Below are 22,095 nucleotides of genomic sequence, written 5' to 3'. Positions count from 1 at the left end.
TTTTTTCCACATTATAAACAATTGTGGAAAACAATTGTGGAAAAAGTATTAATATTACAATGCGAAAGTTACGTAAATATTAAATCAGGATACCACTCATTTAGAGTAAATTAAGACAGTATGGGTACGCGTACTTGCAGATGAACAGGAAGAAAAGGGCGCGGCATACTTTTACAGATTTGAAAAGGAGCAGGGAATAAATACATTTCATAGAGCCTTTAAGGAACAAATTATACACGTATGAAATTTGAAATGCTTAAAGAACAATCATCTATTATAAAGGTAATAGGTGTTGGCGGAGGTGGTGGCAATGCAGTTAACCACATGTACAGACAGGGTATTAGCGGTGTGGACTTTATAATTTGCAATACCGATGCACAAGCATTAGAGTTAAGTCCTATACCTAATAAAGTACAATTAGGTGCCAGTTTAACAGAGGGGATGGGAGCTGGTTCGGATCCTGATGTAGGTGAAAATTCTGCGATTGAAAGTATCGAAGATATAAAACGCATGCTAGGGGTGAATACCAAAATGTTGTTCATCACTGCCGGTATGGGTGGCGGAACCGGAACCGGTGCAAGTCCTGTTATTGCGAAAGCGGCTAAAGAGCTAGGTATCTTAACCGTAGCAATTGTTACCACCCCTTTTGCATTCGAGGGAAAGAGGCGGAGGAGTCAAGCGGAAGAGGGGCTTGGCGAGTTGCGGAAATATGTCGACTCATATTTGGTTATATCCAATGATAGATTAAGGGAAATCTTTGGTAATCTCACGATGAGTTCAGCTTTTGCCAAAGCAGATGATATTTTAACAACGGCGGCAAAGGGTATCGCGGAAATTATCACCATTCCCGGTTATATCAATGTCGATTTCAAGGATGTTCGGACGGTGATGAATGATAGCGGCGTGGCTATTATGGGGAATGCGAAAGCTAGTGGCGATGATCGCGCGCAAAAAGCTGTGGAAGGTGCTTTGGCATCACCTCTGTTAAAGGATAGTGAAATTGAGGGTGCTCGTTATATTTTGTTGAATATTTCTTCCGGAACGCAAGAGGTTACGATGGACGAAATTTCGGTCATTACGGATTATATCCAGGAGCGAGCCGGTTTCACGGCAGAAATTATCTGGGGTAATTGTTTAGACGAGTCCTTGGATAAGGATCTGTCGGTTACTATTATTGCAACCGGTTTCCAAACTACCGAGGAGCGTAAACAGGAGGAAAGCAACCGACGGATTGCAATTCCATTAGAGGAGGAGAAAGTGCCTTTGGTAAGGCCTGTAAATCAAATTATTAACAAGCCTAAAGAAGAGGTTGTAGAAAAAGCTCCAGCTGAGCCTGTGCAGGCAAAGGTACAGCCGACGGCGATGCCGCAGGCCGATTTATTTAGCGGCTTTGGACGACCATCTGGCCAGAACCCGGTTGATAATAAGGTGGCAACACCGAAGAAAGAGGAGATTATCAGACACACGTTGGTAGAGGAAGAGCCGGTATCGGAGCAAAATAAGCCCGCTGACGAATATCAATTGAAGGTTTCCGAAAGTGAATTTCTCTTTACGAACGAAGCGAATACTAATCAACAGGTGTCTGATCCAGCGGCCACCTCAACGCCGGAATCTGTTGATTTTAATGAAGCACCAAAAGCAGAGAGCACCCCGGTAAGCAAGCAAGTTGATGAATATAAATCTGACGAAAGTATTGAGGAGCAACTTCGAAAAACAAAGGAGCGTATATTACGTCTAAAAGACTTAAGTATGAAGCTGCGTTCTACCAATGGCCTACAGGAGATAGAGAATGAGCCAGCCTATAGAAGGAAGCAGCGGTCTTTAGATCAGGTGCCTCACTCTTCTGAGTCACAGGTTTCAAGATTTACACTTTCTTCAGAAGATGGAATCACTGAAATAAGACCTAACAACTCTTTTCTTCATGACAATGTCGATTAAATTGTTATAAACGATATCAAAAAAAGGCCGGAAAGAGTGGTATACTCTTCTGGCCTTTTTGTTTAAATAAATGCATAAAAGAGAAGTTTTTATACTCATTTCGAATATGGTTCACTAGAAAGTTGATAATTCTGAGGTGAAACTTTATCTTTGTAAACAATTTAATAACCACGTATTGTGGCTTTTAGGAAATCTGAACAGTAGTGATTAACCCGTGGGTAGGCAAGTAAACGGGATACATTTCAATTCGTTTTCTACGAAAGACCTAAGTTGGATTTGTGGTTTTGAGAGGTATTAATTAAATTAAACGTATTTACTTTGGATTTATTCGATAAAATATCAAAAAATTTAGGTCCAATCGGACAACATCACAAGTGGTCTCATGGTTATTTTTCTTTTCCCAAATTGGAAGGTGAGATTGGTCCACACATGAAATTTAGAGGGAAGGATCATCTTGTTTGGAGCCTAAACAATTATCTCGGTTTGGCCAATCATCCGGAAGTGCGCGCAACAGATGCTGAAGCCGCAAAGTTATATGGTATGGCTTATCCGATGGGCGCAAGGATGATGTCCGGTAATTCAAATCAACATGAAGTGTTGGAACAAGATCTAGCCGCTTTTGTGGGAAAGGAGGATGCTTTTCTTTTGAATTATGGCTATCAGGGTATGGTGTCGATCATCGATGCCTTGGTTGATAGAAATGACGTGATTGTATATGATGCTGAGTCGCATGCTTGCATTATAGACGGCGTTCGATTGCATATGGGCAAGCGATATGTCTATCAACACAATGATGTAGAAAGTTGTAGAAAGCAATTAGAGCGTGCAACCAAAATAGTTGAACAAACAGGTGGAGCCATTCTTCTTATTACTGAAGGTGTATTTGGTATGTCGGGTGCCCAAGGCAAATTAAAGGAGATCAACGAGTTAAAGAGTGAGTTTAATTTTAGATTGTTAGTAGACGATGCCCATGGCTTCGGCACTATGGGACCAACTGGAGCTGGAACGCATGAGGCTCAGGATTGCGTAGATGGTGTAGATATTTATTTCGGCACTTTTGCCAAGTCAATGGCCGGTATTGGTGCTTTTGTGGCAGCTAATGAGGAAATTGTAACCTTCTTGCGCTATAATATGCGTTCTCAGACCTTTGCGAAATCTTTACCTATGCCTATGGTTGTGGGCCTTCAGAAGCGTTTAGAATTGTTGAAGGGGCAGCCTGTGCTTCGGGAAAAACTTTGGGAAGTAGCTTTATCCTTGCAGAAAGGCCTAAGAGATAACGGATTTGATATAGGCCATACGAATACCATGGTTACGCCTGTATTTCTGAAAGGCGACCTATCAGAAGCGACTGCATTAACGATGGACTTAAGAGAAAATTACGGTATTTTTTGTTCTATTGTTGTTTATCCGGTAATTCCGAAGGGACAAATTGAACTGCGCTTGATTCCGACGGCAATGCATACTCTTGAAGATGTGAATCGAACAATTTTCGCTTTCTCGGAAATCGCTGAGAAATTGAACAACGGTCACTATAGAGAACAACAAGTTGTGCCGGCCTAATCGCGCGACCTTGCTTTTATGATAAAAAAGCCTTCTAATCGAATATTAGGAGGCTTTCTTATTATTGTCTTAGCTTTAGCTTTATTGTTATTACTGCTTAGTTTGCTTCTGCTAGCTTTGTTTTAGCTTGTAGATCATTAACGGCCAGCGCAATTTTCCGTTTTGTTTCTTCACTTACACTTACTAAAGGTAACCGTACATAATTTTTGCATACGCCGAGCTCCTGGAGCATCTCTTTGACACCTGCAGGGTTCCCTTCAATGAAACATAAGTCATCGATGTTTAGTAGCTCATAATGAAGCTTGCGAGCTTCTTCATAGTGCCACTCATTGCAATATTTCACTAGCCGCTGAGTTTGCTTTGGGAAGGCATTCCCGACTACCGTGATTACGCCAACAGCTCCCAAAGACATCATGGGAAGGGTAAGGGCATCGTCGCCTGAAATCAATAAGAAGCTATCCGGCTTGTTTGCCATAATACGTGTAAAATGCTCAAAGTTGGCGGAGGCTTCTTTTACACCAATGATATTGTCAAAATCATTGGCTAAGCGAATAATGGTATCGACATTTATCATACTTCCCGTTCTGCCGGGTACATTATATAGTATAATAGGAAGATCCGTAGCTTGTGCGATTGCCTTATAATGCTGATAAATTCCTTCTTGAGTTGGTTTATTATAATAGGGGCTTACGGATAAAATAGCTTGATAAGCCGGATTTTTGAAGTCCTTTATTTGCGCAACCAATTCAGCGGTGTTATTTCCTCCGAAACCGGCTACCAAAGGTACGCGTCCCGCAACTTTCTCGGCAGTGAAGTCTAAAATACTTTTCTTCTCTTCTTTTGTCAATGTAGCGACTTCTCCGGTTGTACCCATACTAACCAGATAGTCCATACCTCCTTCTATTTGATACTCGATCAAATTAGCTAATCCCTCAAAGTCGATACTCCCATCACTGTTGAATGGGGTTACTAATGCCACTCCGGCACCATGTAGGCTATTCATTCCTTTTTATGTTTTGATTTATTATTCTTTCTTCTATATTCATTATGTGAAGTACGTTTTGCAAAGCTACTGAATCATTTTTATTAACTCCACTTCTGAAATGATTGGGATATTAAATTTCTGTGCTTTGGCGAGTTTCGACGGGCCCATATTTTCTCCGGCTACGAGGTAATTTAGCTTGGCGCTAATACCGCTTAGTAGTTTGCCTCCATTTTGAACAATGATTTTACCGAGGTCTTCTCTACTATAGTGTTCGAATACGCCTGATATCACGAAAGACTTGTCGGCTAGCTTATTGCTGTTCAATTGAAATTCTTCTTCAATAATAGCGAACTGTAGATTCTCGCCTTTTAGGATTTCAACTTGATGTAAGTGAAGCGTGTTGCTGAAATACTCCTTAACGCTTTGGGCAATTCGCTCTCCTATTTCGTCAACAGCGGCAATCTCTTCTACACTCGCCTGAATGAGGTTGTCGATGTTTTTAAAGCTATTCGCTAATTTCTTGGCAATAGTTTCGCCTACATAACGGATTCCGAGACCGAACAGCACTTTCTGAAAAGGTCGCTCTTTCGACTTCTGAATACCAAGAAGCATATTGTTGATCGATTTTTCACCAAAGCGTTCAATCTGTTCAAGTTCTTCTTTATGATGATGTAATTGATAAAGATCGCTTATCTGTTTCAGTAATCCCTTTTTGTACAATACTTCAACTGTTTCATTTCCCATCCCTTCAATATCCATTGCTTTTCTGCTGATGAAATGTTGAATCTTCCCGACTATTTGAGGAGGGCATCCCAATTCGTTGGGACAATAATGTACGGCTTCGCCCTCTTTGCGGATCAACACTGTGTTGCATACCGGGCAGTGTGTGGGGTAGGCTATCTGTTTCGTGTCAGGAACGCGTTTGTCCTTGTTTACACCAATGATTTTTGGAATAATTTCGCCGCCCTTCTCTACCATGACGGTATCCAACTCATGAAGATCGAGTCTCGTTATTTCATTGGCATTATGAAGTGTGGCTCTTTTTACTGTTGTTCCGGACAGTTGTACGGGTTCTAGATTTGCAACGGGTGTTACTGCACCGGTTCGTCCTACTTGATAGCTTACGGATTTGAGGATGGTCTCCACTTCCTCAGCTTTATATTTATAAGCAATTGCCCAGCGCGGCGACTTTGCGGTAAAGCCGAGCTCGTGCTGTTGTGCATAACTGTTTACTTTAATCACTATCCCGTCAATATCGTAAGAAAGCTTATGCCTAGCATCATCCCAATAGGAAATAAACTGTAAGACCTCGTCGATCGTGCGGCAAAGCTTTGTATGTTCGCTAACATGAAAGCCCCACGATTTAACGGCTTCCAGGCTCTCCCAATGTGTTTTGAATAACCGATCGCGGTTATCCATATATAAGAAATAAAGAAAGCAATCCAGTGGACGCTTAGCTACTTCTGAGGAGTCCTGCAGCTTGATGGTGCCTGCTGCGAAATTACGCGGATTGGCATAAGGAATTTCGTCGTTTTCCAGACGTTCCTTATTCAGTCGTTCAAAGGCCGCTCTATGCATAAAAACCTCTCCTCTGATCTCAAAAAGATCCGGAAAGTGGCCTGATTTAATTTTATTGGGAACACTTTTTATCGTTTTTATATTGCTGGTTACTTCGTCGCCTTGCGTACCGTCACCTCTTGTGACACCCCTGGTAAGTACGCCCTGTTCGTAAGTTAAACTGATAGATAGGCCGTCAAATTTCAGCTCGCATACATATTCAAAATCGTCACCCAGCACCTTACGGATCCGTTCATCAAAGTCTTTTAGCTCTTTCTCGCTATAGGTATTACTCAAAGAGAGCATAGGCCACTTATGACGGACTGTCTTGAATTGTTTAGTAATATCCCCGCCAACTTTCTGCGTTGGTGAATCAGGGTCTAAAAACTCGGGATAGTCCTTTTCCAAGGCAGCTAATTCAGCTAACTTTTGGTCAAAATCGAAGTCAGATATACTCGGTTGTGCGAGTACATAATATTTGTAATTGTGATCGTTCAGTTCTTTTGTTAGCGCTTCAATGCGGCTTAATGCATCATTCCTTTGCATATGCGAAGTTAATAAAAATTCTAGTTCTCTAGGACAATCTTAAATAGGAATGGTGTTTTTTAGGATCGGGTGCATTTTTTGGGAGAGAAACTATACTTTGAATCTGAACGTGCCACCTTATTAGAAATTGTAGCTGCCTATTTAAACCGGGAAATCGAGTTGGAAAAATGAATTGCTATCAATTTTAGAGTAGTACCCTTGCACAAGGGTACTACTTATTCATTAAATTTGCGTTTAGGACGCTTATAAAGCACGGTTGCAATAATTGTTACCAAGATAACGCCAATAACAAGATAAGCTACGGTTTTGGGTGTACTATACTCTTCGTCCGTACCTACCTGGTTCGCTAATGCTAAGTTAGAATAAATCGCTGCCATCAACACTAAAAATAATTTCTTCATTTTCCTAGTCCCTCCTTGATTTTAATAAAAAGTAAAAACACGTAACGTGATTTTTAGGCCTTTATTGATTATAAAACATAAATATAAGAAAAATAATATAAAAAATGAAATTTAATATTATTTTGTGCTTAATTGGAGAAAATTTTTACAAAAACGTGCTAACAGTCTGAAAGATAGATTTGTATGCTTGTCTTTCTTCGTTTTATTTTTTTAAAAAATCTCTTAAAACATAGTGGAGTATGCCGCCGTTTTTGTAGTAAGCTATTTCAATAGCCGAATCAAATCGAGCTTTAACTTTAAATGATAAATTTCGTCCCTGTTCGTCTTTTGCTTGTACGTCGAGCAGCTTGTGCGGTACTAAATCATCGGCTATCCCGGTGATATTAAAAGTTTCCCTACCGGTTAAACCCAGCGTATCGGCACTTTCTCCAGGTAAAAACTCCAATGGCGCTACTCCCATACCTACCAGATTACTGCGGTGTATGCGTTCGAAACTTTCCGCTATAACCGCTTTAACGCCGAGTAGGTTCGTACCTTTTGCTGCCCAGTCCCGTGATGACCCGCTGCCGTATTCTTTGCCGGCAAGGATAATAAGTGGTGTAGAATCCCGTTGATAAAGCGAGGCAGCATCATAAATGTTAAGTGTTTCATTGGTTCCAAAGTAGGTTGTATAGCCACCTTCTTTATCGGAAATTTTATTTTTGATGCGTACGTTGGCGAATGTTCCTCGCATCATCACTTCATGGTTACCACGTCTAGAGCCGTAAGAATTGAAATCCTTAACCTCGACGCCTTTGTTTTCCAGATATTGGCCGGCGGCCGTATCTGATTTGAAGGAACCGGCAGGCGAGATATGATCGGTCGTTACAGAATCACCTAAATATAGCAGTACACGCGCTTCTTTAATATCGCTTGATGGTGTAAGCTCGCTACTAATGTTTTTAAAGAAGGGAGCTTCCTGTATATAAGTAGAATGCTCGTCCCACTGATAATCGCTTCCGGTAGGTGCAATTAAATTTTGCCATTGTTCATTTCCGTCGAAGATTACGTCATACACTTTCTTAAAATCGCTCTGCTGAAGTGACGATAGAATGACTTGATTAATTTCCTCTTGCGTCGGCCAAATATCTTTTAAATAGACGGGTTCTCCATTCGGGTCCGTGTCGATGGGGTCATTTAAAATATCAACATCGATTCTGCCGATAAGTGCATACACAACAACGAGCATTGGTGAAGCAAGGAAATTCATTTTTACCTGAGGATGAACGCGTGCTTCAAAATTTCGGTTGCCACTTAGAATGGAGGCTACCACTAGTTCCGCTTGATCAACTGCTTCTGCAATGTGGGGCGGTAGCGGACCACTGTTGCCGATGCAAGATGTGCATCCATAGCCTACGTGATGAAATCGCAGGGCTTCAAGATCTTCTAATAAACCTGAGCGCTCCAAATAAGCCGTTACTACTTTGGAACCAGGGGCCAAGCTTGTTTTAACCCATGATTTGGTCCGTAAGCCGCGAGCAACGGCCTTTCGAGCGACTAAGCCGGCACCAATCATGACCGCAGGGTTGGAGGTGTTTGTGCAGCTAGTGATTGCAGCAATTACGATGGAACCGTCACTCAGTTCATATTCTTGGTTATTGTCGATTATTCTTACTGTTTTCAGTTGGTCACTTTTGATCGTAGTTTGCGGCGATGGATGGGGTTTCGTAGGCGTGAACTGTGTTCTGGATCCACCTTCCGACAGCCAGGTATTAACCTCCCTGTCTTTGAAAGAAACGTAGGTACGACTATATTCCTTTTCTAACAAGGCACCGAACTTGTGATATAGATCTTTGATCAGAATCTTGTCCTGAGGTCGTTTTGGACCGGCAACTGTAGGTTCTAAAGTATTCAGGTCCAAATGAAGGATATCGGTATAATGAATTTTTTCTTCCCCCGTACGCCATAATAGATTTTCCTTGCAATAATCCGCTACCAAACGAATGTGGTCCTCTGATCGATTTGTCCGCTGCATATAATCAAGTGTCTGGTGATCAATGGGGAAATAAGTGACGGTACAACCGAACTCGGGCGACATATTGGAAATGGTTGCCCGATCGGTAACCGTTAAGTTATCGAGGCCTTCTCCAAACACTTCTACGAATTTTCCCACAACTCCATAATCTCGGAGCAGCTTGGTAATAGCTAATACCATATCGGTAGCTGTACATCCCTCCGGTATTTTTCCCGTAAGTTTTAATCCGATGACTTGAGGGCAGGTGAAATATATCGGTTGCCCCAGCATCGCAGCTTCTGCTTCTATACCACCGACACCCCATCCCAACACACCGATGCCGTTGACCATCGGAGTATGTGAGTCTGTGCCTACCAAGGTATCCGGGAAATACCAGCCGTCTCGGTCAATAACGCCCTTGGCCAAGTATTCAAGATTTACCTGATGACAGATTCCCATTCCTGGAGGAACTACTGTAAAGTTATTTAATCCTTTTTGCGCCCATTTCAGTAATTGATAACGCTCTGCATTTCGTTCATATTCTAAGTCAACATTTTTTTCATAAGCATAGTCGGTACCGAAATAATCCACTTGAACAGAATGATCAATTACCAGGTCGACCGGGATTGCCGGGTTAATTTTATCTCCGTCTTTCCCCTTTCGTATTACTTCAGCCCTAATTGAAGCAATATCTACGACTGCAGGTACGCCGGTAAAATCCTGCATTAACACACGTGCAGGTTTGAATGGGATCTCTTTGTCAGTACCGGCGGGGTTCCACTGAATAAGTGTTTCTAAATGCTCATCGGTAATAGAAAATCCATCATGATTGCGTATAACATTCTCCAATAGGATTCGAATAGAAAATGGAAGTTTTTCTATAGGCTTTCCCTCCTTTCTCAATTGACTAAGTGAAGCTATTTTTTTGTCCATTTTAGTTTAGTTTTAGTACTATTATAATACTTCATTTTCCTTAAAAATGTTTTTAACTACATCATTCCTGAATTTTAAATGACTTATAAAAAGAAAAGCCAAGAGATGATTTAAAATCTCTTGGCTCATCAATATAATTCGGTGTTTATTACTTTAGTTCAAATACAACACGAAATTGATAGTTAATCTTAATTTTCTTAAAATCGATATCTAGTGATTCCTCCTGTGCATAATCTGCCGCTTTTCCGCGCATGGCCATTGCACTGTACATAGCTGGCTGCGGACTGCCTGCGTCTGTATTATTATCGTTTACTTCCAAGGCCTTTCCTAAGCTGTCGCCTAACGCTTGAGCTAACACGGTTGCTTTCTCCCGCGCATTTTTTACCGCTTTTATGCGTAGCTCATTCCGTATTTCGGTCATCCTGCTATGGTCATACCCAGCAATAGCGGTAGATTGAATTCCTTTTTCATCTACGCTTGAAAGAATGGAATTGATTGCATTTAAATTAGCTACTTTCACTTTGTATTGCTTGCTTGCTAAAAAACCGGGATCTTTCTTCTTCTTGGGATCTATATAATTATAGCTTGAGATGTTTTCTATAGTGAAATCCTCTTCCTTTATTCCGGCTTTTTTTACAGCAGTTGACAACTGCTTTTCCAATTCATCAATTGCTACCTTATTTTTGTTGTTATTATCCTTAAAATACTCTTTTAAGGATATGGACACATAAATAATATCCGGGGTTACTTCCTCCTCAGCAGATCCATAAACTTCTATCTTCCTTCTTGTATCAACATTTTGTGCTGAAGCGGATAATGCGATTGTTCCTAACAATACTGCTGCTAATATTTTTTTCATCTGCATAATTTTTTCTTAAAAGTGATGAATCCTGCATGAGCTTTGCACGTATTACTATGGCCCAAACAGGTTGCTTATGCTATAAGTTTTATATTTGTGTATGAAACGATACTGTAAAAGAAAATGCTACAATAGGTTATTTTTTTAGAATTTTATTCTTCTATAACTTCGCTGTGATAGCTTGCAGATTCTTGAACTTCCTCCTTAAAATAACGTTTCTGGAAGATTAGTATGATAATTACGCCTACTGAAATGGCAGAGTCTGCTAAATTAAAAACCGGTCTGAAGAAGATAAATTCTTCATTTGACCATAACGGAAACCATGATGGGAAAGTCCCTTGCAACAGAGGGAAATAAAACATATCTACTACTTTTCCGTGGAAAATACTACTATATCCACCTCCAGCAGGAAACAGAACCGCTTTTTCATACCACGTGCTTTCACTAAAAATCATACCATAGAAAGTAGAGTCAATGATATTTCCTACAGCACCGGCAAAAATTAACGATACACAAAGAATGAGTCCGCGGTGATATTTACGTTTAATCATGTAAACCAATCCATATCCAATGCCCAATACAGCCAATATACGGAACACAGATAATGCTAATTTTCCGCTCTCGCCACCAAATTCCATACCGAAAGCCATACCGTTGTTTTCAGTAAAATGAATGAGTGCCCGGTTTCCGACAATTTTAAATTCCTGTCCCAAGGTCATGTTGAGCTTGACCCAAAATTTGATAACTTGATCTAAAAATAAAACAACTAATACGAGGAAGAGCGGTCTAGTATATCCTTTCATTATTTCGTTCGCACAAAATCAATCAGCCATTTCCCTAAAGAAGAATGAGATCCTCCGTTAATGAGAAATGGCCGATTTGTTTTTAATATTGTTTTAATTTGGCTTCCATGCTTAGAGTAGTGTGGGGAACAGCGCGTAAACGCTCTTTTTGAATTAGTTTACCCGTTTCTCTGCACACGCCATATGTTTTATTTTCTATTCTTACCAATGCAGCCTCTAAATTGTCAATGAACTTTTTCTGACGAGCAGCTAATTGATTGATCTGCTCTTTTTCAAGCGTAGCCGAACCATCTTCCAACGTTTTGAAAGTACCCGCCGTATCATCTGTACCATTGCTGTTTGGGTTACTTAAAGATTTAGTCAAAGAGGCTAATTCTTCTTTCGCTACTCGAAGTTTTTCCAAGATAATTTCTTTAAACTCTTGTAGTTCGGCATCGCTGTAACGTGTCTTTTCTGTGTTTTCCATTTTTCAAATTTTTTAACAAGAATCTAAATCTGCCAAGGTTTTGCTAAAGACCTTGCTATAATACGGGTTATAGATTCTAAAACTACACTTTTTCAATTAATACATTTAGCTCAGTCTCTTCTATTTCAACACGTTCTCCACCGGTTAAGTTGTTTTCAACTTTAAACGAGTTGGCTAGGATCTCTGTGCTAATATAAGATAAATTATCTTTAATAGCATCGGCAATTAAGGAACTATTGCTTATCGTCACATTGATCTTATCAGTTACTTCAAAGTTAAGTTCCTTTCGAAGTGTTTGTATGCGATTCACAAGTTCACGTGCCAGGCCTTCATTTTTTAGTGTCGGTGTAATATGAACATCTAAAGCTACCGTGAGCTTGTCTAAGTTGGCAACTTGCCAGCCAGCTACATCTTCTGCGATTATTTCTACATCCGCTAAGGTAACTGTATAAGGAGCCTCCGTTAAGGTAAAGGATCCAGATGTTTCCAATTGACTAATTTCCGACTCTCCAAACGCTTGAATAGCTGCTGCAACCAGTTTCATATCTTTTCCAACCTTAGGTCCCAAGGCCTTGAAGTTAGGTCTGATTTTTTTTCGTATAATCCCGGAAGTATCCTTTATAAACTCTATTTCTTTGATGTTTGTCTCCGATAAAATCAAATCTTTCACTTTCTCTACTTTCTCCCTGAATGTATCATCTAACACCGGAAGTAGAATTTTGTTTAGTGGTTGACGAACATTTATACCTACTTTTTTACGTAGAGATAAAGTTAACGACGATATATCTTGGGCCAAGGTCATCCGTTCTTCCAGATTTTTGTCTACAAGCGCTTCATTATAAGTCGGGTAGAAAGAAAGGTGAACTGATTCCGCCCGATCTTTCTGCGTTGCGTTATTGAGGTCCAGAAATAGTTGATCACTGAAAAAAGGAGCGATTGGAGACATGAGTTTCGCAACTGTGTCTAAGCAGGTATATAGGGTTTGATAAGCAGAGATTTTATCTTCACTATATTCGCCTTTCCAAAAACGGCGGCGACATAGTCGTACATACCAATTACTTAAATGCTCATCCACGAAATTTTGGATGGCACGAGCTGCTTTTGTTGGCTCGAAATCTTGATAGAATGTATCTACCTCTTTTGTCAAACTATTCAAGAGTGATATGATCCAACGATCAATTTCAGGACGGTCATTATAGGCGATCTCTGCTTCCATGTAAGAGAAGCCGTCAATGTTGGCATATAGCGCAAAGAAAGCATAAGTGTTGTATAGTGTTCCGAAGAACTTACGCCGCACTTCATCTAAACCTTCTTCATTGAATTTTAAGTTATCCCAAGGTGCAGCATTGCTGATCATGTACCAACGGGTAGCATCGGCACTGTATTTTGAAATGGTGGCAAAAGGATCTACCGCATTACCTAAGCGTTTGGACATTTTGTTTCCATTCTTATCGAGCACCAGACCGTTAGAAACCACATTTTTAAATGCTACGGAATCACAAAGCATGGTTGCTATTGCATGCAATGTAAAAAACCACCCCCGCGTTTGGTCTACGCCCTCAGCTATAAAGTCGGCTGGATACGCCTCTTCAAAACCTTCTTTGAATGGAAATTTCTCTCCTTTTGCTAATTTTTCATGGTCTAACCCCCACTGTGCATACGGCATTGATCCGGAATCGAACCACACATCGATAAGGTCAGGCTCTCTAAACAATTTCTGAAGGCTATCAGACACAAGCACAATGTCGTCTACATAAGGTCGGTGAAGATCAAATTTATCAGTGTCGAGTTTTACCAGATATTCGCGTAGTTTGGCGCTTTCTTCTTCATTTAACACATTGGTAGTTAAACTAAACTCGATATATTCACGTAATTCCTGTATCGATCCTATACAAATTTCTTCATTTTCATCTTCTGAACGCCAGATAGGCAGGGGAGTGCCCCAATACCTAGATCGAGATAGATTCCAATCAACTAGATTTTCCAGCCAATTTCCAAAACGTCCTGTGCCGGTAGCTTCAGGCTTCCAATTGATCGTTTTATTAAGTGCCACGAGTTTTTCCTTAACGGCAGTGGTTTTTATAAACCAGCTGTCTAAGGGATAATACAAGATAGGCTTGTCGGTACGCCAACAATGTGGATAACTGTGTTCATATCGTTTGACATCAAAGGCTTTATTCTCCTCCTTTAACTTGATCGCAATTAACACATCCGTTGGTTTAAAGTCCGGCTCTTGCCTTTCTTCGTCGCTGTAGTATTCTTCCTTAACAAAACGTCCGGCGAAATCTGTAATTTCTTTGACGAATCGTCCCTGTTTGTCTACAATTGGAACATCTTTGCCATTTTCATCTTTTACTAAAACTCCGGGAACTCCGTTTTCACGACAGGCTCTAAAGTCGTCTGCACCAAATGTAGCAGCAGCATGTACGATACCGGTGCCATCTTCGGTCGTCACAAAATCCCCAGGGATGACACGGAATGCATGTTGCTGTAAATCATCATTAATGACATAAGGAAGTAGTTGTTCATAACGTAAATTGAGCAAGTCTTCTCCTTTAAATTCAGTTGCAAGTTCCCAAGGAATCAGTTTGTCACCTTCTTTGTAATCTTGGAAGGGAAGATCTTTCGCCTCCGATTTGAAATACTTGCCAACTAAATCTTTTGCCAAAACAATGCTGATCGGCTCAAATGTATAGGGATTAAACGTCCGTATCTTTACGTAGGTAATATTTTTTCCCACGACGAGTGCGCAATTTGCCGGTAAAGTCCAAGGTGTGGTAGTCCAGGCGATGATTGCCGTATCTTCTCCTTCCTCTTCGAACAACTGAGGCATTAATGGGTGAATCTGATCTTTGACGATTCTAAATTCTGCTACAATTGTCGTGTCTTTAACAGGTTTATAGGTGCCGGGTTGATTTAGCTCATGTGAGCTCAGGCCGGTTCCCGCAGCAGGAGAGTATGGCTGAATAGTATAACCTTTGTATAATAGGTCTTTATTGTATAATTCCTTTAATATCCACCAAATGGTTTCGATGTATTCGTTTTGATAAGTAATGTAGGGGTTTTTGAGATCAACCCAATAACCCATTTTTTCAGTCAGATCATTCCAAACATCCGTATAGCGCATTACTTCGCGCTTACAGGCGTTATTGTATTCCTCTACTGATATCTTTTTACCAATATCTTCTTTAGTAATACCTAAAGTTTTTTCTACAGCAAGTTCGATGGGAAGACCATGGGTATCCCATCCGCCTTTCCGCTTTACCTGGAAGCCTTTTAAGGTTTTATATCGGCAGAAAATATCCTTTATTGTCCTAGCCATGACGTGGTGTATGCCAGGCATACCATTGGCAGAGGGAGGACCTTCATAAAAAGTATAGGGCTTTGTAGAAGGCCTGCTGGTGACACTTTTCTCAAACACATTCTTTGCCTGCCAATTAGCTAAGATATTGTTGCCTATATTTGGTAAATCGAGCTGTTTATATTCCTTGTACATCAGTGTATTAATCCAAAAATTAAGGATGCAAAGTTAAGACATTAAGGCGAAAAGTGAAAACGGTGTAATCGCTTCCCTGCTTATTCCTGTATTTTCTTTCGATTTAAACCTTTAGATCGTCACAAAGCGAAAATTTATTATCTTTAACTGACAGTTTAGCTCTTAGTAGTTATGAATAAATATCTGAAACGCGGTATCCTAATTACAATGTTGGGAATTCTGATGGGCATGTTGGGCATGTATCTGAAAAGGTTGGAAAATGATTTCTATGGAATCACATTAACATTGGGTGTACTGGTATTTGGTGTCGGCTTTGTTACTATTGTCTATAGTTTAATTAGAAAAATAGAGCGTCAAAGCATCCTTGAATCAAGAGAAGAGCAACAGCAATCCTCCGAAAGTGATTAATTATGGGCTTTCTATCTGCGTTGAGATTTGCTTGGTATGGTTTACGTGATACATTTAAAACCGAAAGGAACTTCAGGATCCAATCTGCTTTTGCAATACTTGCCCTTATAATGGGGCTTTTATTGAAAATCGATCTCAATGAGTGGCTTTGGATTGGGGTATCCATTTTTCTTGTATTGGCTGCTGAGCTATTTAATACTGCGCTGGAAGCTTTAACCAATCTGGTTTCACCTACCTGGCATCCCTTAGCAAAAAAGGCGAAGGATGCCGCCGCCTCCGCCGTTCTGCTGTTGGCTGTATTTTCTATTATTTGTGGAATCATTATTTTTTTGCCTAAACTTGTGCAAGTAATAAAGCATTTCAATAGTGTTACATAAAACCAGAGGAATTGTCCTGAAGATTACTCCTTATGCCGAGACGAGTGTTGTGGCGCAAATATTTACGGAAAAGTTTGGTATACAGTCTTATCTTATCAACGGCGTAAAGAGGGCACGGGCGAAGATTCACCTTAATATATTGCAACCACTACATTTATTAGATCTTGTCGTATATCAAAAAACTACAACGGGATTAAACCGGATGGCGGAGGCTCGGCAATTACCGGTTTTTCAACGGATTCCCTACGATATTATAAAAAGCTCCATGGCCTTGTTTATTACGGAAATAATATATAAAAGCATTCGGCAGCAGGGGCCGGATGAAAAGCTTTTTGAATACCTCTTTAGTGCAATATGCTGGTTAGATTCGTCCGAGGAAACACCGATCAATTTTCATTTAGCTTTTCTTCTAAAACTCACCAAATATTTAGGCTTCTATCCAGCATCCCGAACAGGAGAACAAATTTATTTTGATCTTAAGGAAGGTGTTTTTACTCGATTCACCCCAGGTCATATCTTAGTTTTGCAGGAACCACATACCGGTCAGTGGAATACACTTTTAAATACCAGTTTTGCATCGCTTAACAATGTGAAAATAGGTAACCGGGACCGAAGAATTCTTTTGCAGAAATTGATCGATTTTTATCAACTCCATATCGATGGTTTAGGCGAAATAAAATCACTCGAAATACTGGAAGAAGTTTTGGCTTAAAGCAATCATATCATATACGAATAATATGTTTACATTCATTAAAAGTTACGTGCTGCCTTCTATGTTTTTTTTAACTGTTTCCTTTTGTCATGCTCAAAGCGGCGAAATTAAAGCAGACTCACTTTTGATAAAAAAGCATATCTATTTTTTGGCAGCAAATAAGTTGGAAGGTAGAGGAACGGGCAGTAAAGGTATAAAAAAGGCGGCGAAGTATATTGAGCGCTATTTTAAGAAATATGGCCTGAAGCCATTAGGAGATAAGGGTTATCGACAGCCGTTTATAGCAAAAGTGAAAAAGGTGGTTGTTCCCGATAGTTTGCGGAAAGCCGATAACCTGATAGGATATTTGGATAATAGGGCGACAAATACAATCATCATTGGAGCCCATTATGATCATTTGGGGCTAGGTACACAGGGCAGTTCTAAGGACGCTTTGCCTGAAGGGAAGATCCATCATGGTGCCGATGACAATGCCTCGGGCGTCGCGGGACTATTGGAACTAGCAAGGTGTTTTTCACAAAATGGACGGCAAGAGAATTATAATATTCTTTTCGTAGCTTTTTCGGGAGAGGAATTGGGGCTGCTGGGCTCTAAGTATTATGTAGAACATCCTGTTACATCAATGAATAAAGTGAATTTTATGGTGAACATGGATATGATTGGCAGGTATGATCCGGGGCGTGGACTTGGAATAGGCGGTTTCGGTACAAGCGATAGTTGGCCAGCCGTTTTTGAAGGTATTACAAGCGATATTAAATATTTTACAGACAGAAGCGGAAGTGGTGGTTCTGATCATGGCTCCTTTTACGCTAAAGGTATCCCGGTTCTTTTTTTTCACACGGGTGGACATGAAGATTACCATATGCCTACGGATACTCCTGAAAAAGTCAATATAACAGCATTGGCAAAAATAGTCGATTTGGAAATAGAAATCATTTTGAAAGCAATGAATAAAAATAAACTTAACTTTACGGAAGTCAAGTAAGATTTTTACATGTTTGTATATTTATGCGTGTGTCTCTTGATCGATGTCGATAATAAAAAAAATTAACAATGAAATTTGGACAAGTTGAAGACCCCGGGCAAGTGGATTTTACTTTGCCTGACACCCATTCGGATACAATTAACCTACTGAATGCTACTAGAAACAAGGCGGCTTTTAAGGTGAGCATAGGATGTGCTAAGTGGAATAAACAAGATCTAAAAGGATTTTATCCACGTGGAACAAAAGACGAGTTATCGTACTACGCAAACCAGTTTAATGCAATTGAACTCAATGCTACCTTCTACAATGCGCCGGATAAACAACAAGTATTGACTTGGAAGAATAAAGTGCCTGCTGATTTTAAATTTTTCCCAAAATTGCCAAATCAGATCAGTCACTACAGACGTTTATTAAATGCTGAGGAACCTACGATTGCTTTTTGCGATGCGATTAGCTTTTTTGAAGAAAAACTTGGCATGGCATTTTTGCAGCTTCATGACAATTTTAAACCAACTAATTTGGACCGCCTTTCTGCTTATTTGTCAGCTTTTCCAAAAGGCATACCATTGGCGGTAGAGGTTAGAAATGAAGAGTGGTTTCAGAATAAAGAGATATTTGACGAGTATAGTAATCTACTAAAAGAGCATCGTATGGCAAATATAATAGTTGATACCGCGGGTCGTAGGGATATGTTGCACATGCGACTAACCTCTCCTGAGGCCTTTATTCGCTATGTTGGGGCAAATCACTCAAGCGACTACGAACGTTTGGATCGATGGATAGACAGAATACAGGAATGGCGATCGGAAGGCTTGCAATCTTTGTACTTTTTTGTGCATCAGAATATAGAAAGGGAGTCGCCTTTACTCTCCTCTTATTTTATTGAAAAGTTGAACAGCGTTTTTGATCTTGACTTACACGTTCCGAAAGGACTAGCGGAGACAGGTGAACAGGCTAAGCTACTTTGAAAATAAGCTACAAAAAAAAGAGTGTCTCCTATATCTTGTCAAAAACATGGAGCACTCTATATTATGGTTTACAGCCTCTTGTTTAATTCATCTTGGAGCTGCCTGTTTAGCTTTTGTTCCCTTTCCATAGCTTTCTTGCGATGTTGCTCGAATTCGAGGCGTAGTTCTTCCAATGTTTTTTTTGCATCGGCAGTTACTAAATGACTTTGGTTGAAACGATATATATAAAACGTAAGTGCCAGAGCAAGTACACCAATTATACACCATATAAGTAAGTTATAGGTACTCTTCGGTAAGAGGATCCCTAAAAAACTAAAGCTCTCTTTTTGTTCCCTGGTAGTTTTGAGTTCCTGTGCTACCTTGTTCAAGCTATCTTGAAGAGAAGAAACCTCACGATCATGGTTGTCCAAAGTGGCTTTTACATTGGCCAGTTTGGTCTGCATAGCTTTGATTGAATCTGTTATGTTTGTCTCTAATTTTTCTAAGGAGGTTTTTCGAACTACTTTATAGTCCTGATAATTATTTGAAGTGTTGTTAATATAGTCAAACTGACTTGCAATAGATCCTCCGTTCAATCCCTGTTGTGATTTTGCCTGGGAAATTTTTGACGTTTTAACAGGTGAAGTAGGTGCAGTTTGCGCTTGTGCATTAGCTAAAGAAAAGGAAAGAACGAAAATGAAGAAAGAAAATTTTAGTCTTTGCATAAGTAATATAAGTTGTGTTTGACGTATTTAACTCCGGCAAATATAACACAAACCTTATAGAATGCCATGGTTTTCCGGTATTTGGATAAGACGGCAGACCGTGGGAGCAAACGAAAGTGTATAAAAAAGGCTTTAAATGACGATAAAAAAGCCCAGAAGGAAGGAATAGCGTCGATAAGTTTAAGAAAACCACTTTTACCAAAAGAGTAAAATATTAAAAATTAACTGATTACATAATAAGCGAAGAAATAGTTCAAAAATATTTTGCATTGTTGTGGAACAACTCTATATTTGCAGTCCCAAACGGGAAGAATACCTGGATAGGTAGGAAAAGGAGGCTTAGCTCAGCTGGTTCAGAGCATCTGCCTTACAAGCAGAGGGTCACTGGTTCGAATCCAGTAGCCTCCACCATAAGGTTTTTATAGGTTATATGATCTACTTTGTTTAAGTAGATAAAATTTAAGGAGGCTTAGCTCAGCTGGTTCAGAGCATCTGCCTTACAAGCAGAGGGTCACTGGTTCGAATCCAGTAGCCTCCACACTTAAGCATCTATTCAAGGTGCTTTTTTATTTTATATCTATTTTTATTCCCTTTTATTGTTTGATATTAAATGACACTCGATTGATGAGTAAAACTGATACTACTTTCTAACTGACAGCGATTACTGAATCTGTGTCATGACAATAAAAAAGATTGCAGTTTAATTTTGATTTATCACTTGTTTGTCATACTTTTATAAATACCGATTACAAACCTAAAATGTAAATGGGCAATCCGAAAAAGGGTTGCTCATTTTTTTTATTGGCATGGACTTTGTGGTAAGTGTTTTGACTGCTGTCATGCAGTATTAAAGTAGTCTTTTCATAATTTAGGTTTATAATTGGTTAAGTAAAAGCCTTGATGCCCATCATCAAGGCTTTTTATTTCAATTTTAATATATACTCAAAGTTGAGAAGTGATTTCAGTTGATAGCGGCTTGGTGGCGGAACGATAACGATGTATCAAGTGGCCGTTTTCGTCAATTAAGAACTTCTCAAAGTTCCATTTGATGTCGCCTGTAAAATCCGGATTCTCCGCTTTTGTTAAATAATCAAAAATAGGGTTAATATCGTCGCCTTTCACACTGCTTTTTTCTGCGAGTAAAAAAGTCACGCCATAATTTTGTTCACAAAACGACTTTATGTCGTCATTAGAACCAGGCTCCTGTGAGCCGAAATTGTTGGCAGGAAATCCGATCACGACAACCTTGTCTTTGAATCTTTTTGATAATTCCTCCAGTTCTTTATACTGGGGAGTGAAGCCGCATTTAGAGGCGGTGTTAACCAAAAAGATTTTTTTTCCTTTGAAATCTTTTAGATCAATTGTTTTACCGTCGATGGAGGTAAATGAAAACTGATAAATATTTTCAGGTGGGAGAGCCATAAACATGCTCATAATTAAAAGCAGCGTTTTCATGTTTCTATTGATTTAAACTGTTTCTCTTTCGATAACGAAGTTAAACAATTCTTCAATAGGCTGTTTAATTATTTTGCCGATTTGTACGGCGTATTGCTCGCATACGATCCTTAGTTGGTCACTGAAGTAATAAGCGATAGATCCCACAAAATGAAATAAATGATTTTGATAATCAGGGAACAATAAAATGTTTGTTTTTACAAATTCCTCAAAGCCACGGTGCAATAGACCCATAATATATGGGTGCGTTTGATTGCTTTCCATGAAAGGCGCAAAGGAGGCGAGATAGGTGTTTGGAGAATTCCTTTGATAAACGTTTTTGATAACCATTTCTTTATTGATCCGGTAAGTACTTTCAAATTTCCTGGAGAGCTCTTCGGGTAAAGCACCATAGAGAAAAGCTGTTATCAATTTTTTTCCGAACCAAGCGCCGGAACCTTCATCACCTAGTATAAAACCCAGTCCTTGCCTTGTTGGTTGTACCTGTTCACCATCAAAAAAGGTAACATTTGACCCCGTTCCAAGTACTGCGGTATAACCACTATCATTTCCACAGGTAGCATAAGCGGAGCCGATAAGGTCGGTTTCTACTGAAATAAAAGCCTTTTTGAAGATTTGAGAAAGAGCATTTGATACCATTTCCCGACGGTCGGGATTTGTGCAGCCCGATCCAAAAAAATAGACTTCTGAAATAAGATCTGCATAGGGTGCTATATCTGTGATATTCTGCACAATCTTTACGATTTCCTTCTCCGTGGTAAAAAAGGGATTTAATCCTCTTGTTCTGAAAGTTAAAGGTTCGCTGTTTGGAAGTGCAAGCATCCAGTCAGATTTATACGATCCGCTATCTACAACCAATATCATAGTAAAATTTGGTAGGCTTTATGTGTTAACGTTTTAGATACAAATATACTAAAATACTGGAATAACCATTTATAAAGTGTCTAAA

The 22,095-nt window shown here is 39.7% G+C and carries 18 protein-coding genes and 2 tRNA genes; 9 read left to right on the top strand and 11 right to left on the bottom strand.

Annotated features, from left to right (window positions below; translation table 11 throughout):
• Nucleotides 1-240: 240 nt before the first annotated feature.
• Both ftsZ and FKG96_RS24215 read left to right on the top strand, forming a co-directional pair.
• Nucleotides 241-1,938, top strand: a complete 1,698-nt coding sequence (ftsZ, locus tag FKG96_RS24220) for a cell division protein FtsZ (protein ID WP_130858333.1) — start codon at nucleotides 241-243, stop codon at nucleotides 1,936-1,938.
• Nucleotides 1,939-2,256: 318 nt separating this feature from the next.
• Complete coding sequence (locus FKG96_RS24215) at nucleotides 2,257-3,498, top strand: aminotransferase class I/II-fold pyridoxal phosphate-dependent enzyme (protein WP_149106254.1); 1,242 nt, start codon at nucleotides 2,257-2,259, stop codon at nucleotides 3,496-3,498.
• A gap of 97 nt (nucleotides 3,499-3,595) precedes the next feature.
• On the opposite strand, the gene dapA is transcribed toward FKG96_RS24215, so the two are convergent.
• From dapA to ileS, 8 genes are all read right to left on the bottom strand, one after another.
• Nucleotides 3,596-4,501 carry a 4-hydroxy-tetrahydrodipicolinate synthase gene (gene dapA, locus FKG96_RS24210; RefSeq protein ID WP_130858335.1) on the bottom strand — a complete coding sequence of 302 codons (906 nt, stop codon included), beginning with the start codon at nucleotides 4,499-4,501 and terminating at the stop codon, nucleotides 3,596-3,598.
• A gap of 66 nt (nucleotides 4,502-4,567) precedes the next feature.
• Nucleotides 4,568-6,586, bottom strand: a complete 2,019-nt coding sequence (ligA, locus tag FKG96_RS24205; RefSeq protein ID WP_130858336.1) for an NAD-dependent DNA ligase LigA — start codon at nucleotides 6,584-6,586, stop codon at nucleotides 4,568-4,570.
• A gap of 215 nt (nucleotides 6,587-6,801) precedes the next feature.
• Nucleotides 6,802-6,987, bottom strand: a complete 186-nt coding sequence (locus tag FKG96_RS24200; RefSeq protein ID WP_013663375.1) for a hypothetical protein — start codon at nucleotides 6,985-6,987, stop codon at nucleotides 6,802-6,804.
• A gap of 202 nt (nucleotides 6,988-7,189) precedes the next feature.
• Entirely contained in the window at nucleotides 7,190-9,913 is a 2,724-nt protein-coding gene (gene acnA, locus FKG96_RS24195) for an aconitate hydratase AcnA (protein ID WP_013663374.1), read from the bottom strand.
• A gap of 148 nt (nucleotides 9,914-10,061) precedes the next feature.
• Nucleotides 10,062-10,772, bottom strand: a complete 711-nt coding sequence (locus FKG96_RS24190) for an SIMPL domain-containing protein (RefSeq protein WP_013663372.1) — start codon at nucleotides 10,770-10,772, stop codon at nucleotides 10,062-10,064.
• 152 nt (nucleotides 10,773-10,924) lie between these two features.
• A complete protein-coding gene (locus tag FKG96_RS24185) occupies nucleotides 10,925-11,575 on the bottom strand; it encodes a lipoprotein signal peptidase (RefSeq protein WP_130858337.1) in 651 nt (216 codons plus the stop codon).
• Between the two features lie 82 nt (nucleotides 11,576-11,657).
• Nucleotides 11,658-12,041: a TraR/DksA C4-type zinc finger protein gene (locus tag FKG96_RS24180; protein WP_013663370.1), complete on the bottom strand. Its 384-nt coding sequence runs from the start codon at nucleotides 12,039-12,041 to the stop codon at nucleotides 11,658-11,660.
• Nucleotides 12,042-12,123: 82 nt separating this feature from the next.
• A complete protein-coding gene (ileS, locus tag FKG96_RS24175; RefSeq protein ID WP_013663369.1) occupies nucleotides 12,124-15,537 on the bottom strand; it encodes an isoleucine--tRNA ligase in 3,414 nt (1,137 codons plus the stop codon).
• Nucleotides 15,538-15,744: 207 nt separating this feature from the next.
• Here ileS and FKG96_RS24170 point away from each other — a divergent pair, with 207 nt between their 5' ends.
• From FKG96_RS24170 to FKG96_RS24150, 5 genes are all read left to right on the top strand, one after another.
• Nucleotides 15,745-15,945, top strand: a complete 201-nt coding sequence (locus FKG96_RS24170) for a signal peptidase (RefSeq protein ID WP_242627399.1) — start codon at nucleotides 15,745-15,747, stop codon at nucleotides 15,943-15,945.
• Nucleotides 15,946-15,947: 2 nt separating this feature from the next.
• Nucleotides 15,948-16,322 carry a diacylglycerol kinase family protein gene (locus FKG96_RS24165; RefSeq protein ID WP_130858338.1) on the top strand — a complete coding sequence of 125 codons (375 nt, stop codon included), beginning with the start codon at nucleotides 15,948-15,950 and terminating at the stop codon, nucleotides 16,320-16,322.
• Nucleotides 16,312-17,034, top strand: a complete 723-nt coding sequence (recO, locus tag FKG96_RS24160; RefSeq protein WP_013663366.1) for a DNA repair protein RecO — start codon at nucleotides 16,312-16,314, stop codon at nucleotides 17,032-17,034. Before FKG96_RS24165 ends, recO begins: the two co-directional genes overlap by 11 nt.
• 25 nt (nucleotides 17,035-17,059) lie before the next feature.
• Entirely contained in the window at nucleotides 17,060-18,019 is a 960-nt protein-coding gene (locus FKG96_RS24155; protein WP_013663365.1) for a M20/M25/M40 family metallo-hydrolase, read from the top strand.
• 68 nt (nucleotides 18,020-18,087) lie between these two features.
• The gene (locus FKG96_RS24150) at nucleotides 18,088-18,987 is read left to right on the top strand and encodes a DUF72 domain-containing protein (RefSeq protein WP_130858339.1); all 900 of its coding nucleotides are present in this window, start codon (nucleotides 18,088-18,090) and stop codon (nucleotides 18,985-18,987) included.
• A gap of 68 nt (nucleotides 18,988-19,055) precedes the next feature.
• Here FKG96_RS24150 and FKG96_RS24145 read toward each other — a convergent pair whose 3' ends face one another.
• Nucleotides 19,056-19,691: a hypothetical protein gene (locus FKG96_RS24145; RefSeq protein ID WP_013663363.1), complete on the bottom strand. Its 636-nt coding sequence runs from the start codon at nucleotides 19,689-19,691 to the stop codon at nucleotides 19,056-19,058.
• A 333-nt stretch (nucleotides 19,692-20,024) separates the two neighbouring features.
• Here FKG96_RS24145 and FKG96_RS24140 point away from each other — a divergent pair.
• Nucleotides 20,025-20,102 (top strand) — tRNA-Val (locus tag FKG96_RS24140).
• A 52-nt stretch (nucleotides 20,103-20,154) separates the two neighbouring features.
• A tRNA-Val gene (locus tag FKG96_RS24135) sits at nucleotides 20,155-20,229 on the top strand.
• 404 nt (nucleotides 20,230-20,633) lie between these two features.
• Here the strand turns inward: FKG96_RS24135 and FKG96_RS24130 are convergent.
• Nucleotides 20,634-21,146 carry a glutathione peroxidase gene (locus FKG96_RS24130; protein WP_130858340.1) on the bottom strand — a complete coding sequence of 171 codons (513 nt, stop codon included), beginning with the start codon at nucleotides 21,144-21,146 and terminating at the stop codon, nucleotides 20,634-20,636.
• 12 nt (nucleotides 21,147-21,158) lie between these two features.
• Nucleotides 21,159-22,010 (bottom strand): N-acetylglucosamine kinase, encoded by an 852-nt coding sequence (locus tag FKG96_RS24125; RefSeq protein WP_013663359.1) that lies wholly within the window; start codon nucleotides 22,008-22,010, stop codon nucleotides 21,159-21,161.
• Nucleotides 22,011-22,095 lie beyond the last annotated feature (85 nt).

Origin of the sequence: Olivibacter sp. LS-1, from assembly GCF_008245145.1 — a bacterium.
GTDB classification, from domain to species: Bacteria; Bacteroidota; Bacteroidia; order Sphingobacteriales; family Sphingobacteriaceae; genus Olivibacter; species Olivibacter oleidegradans.
This window is presented reverse-complemented; position numbering and strand designations above follow the sequence as displayed.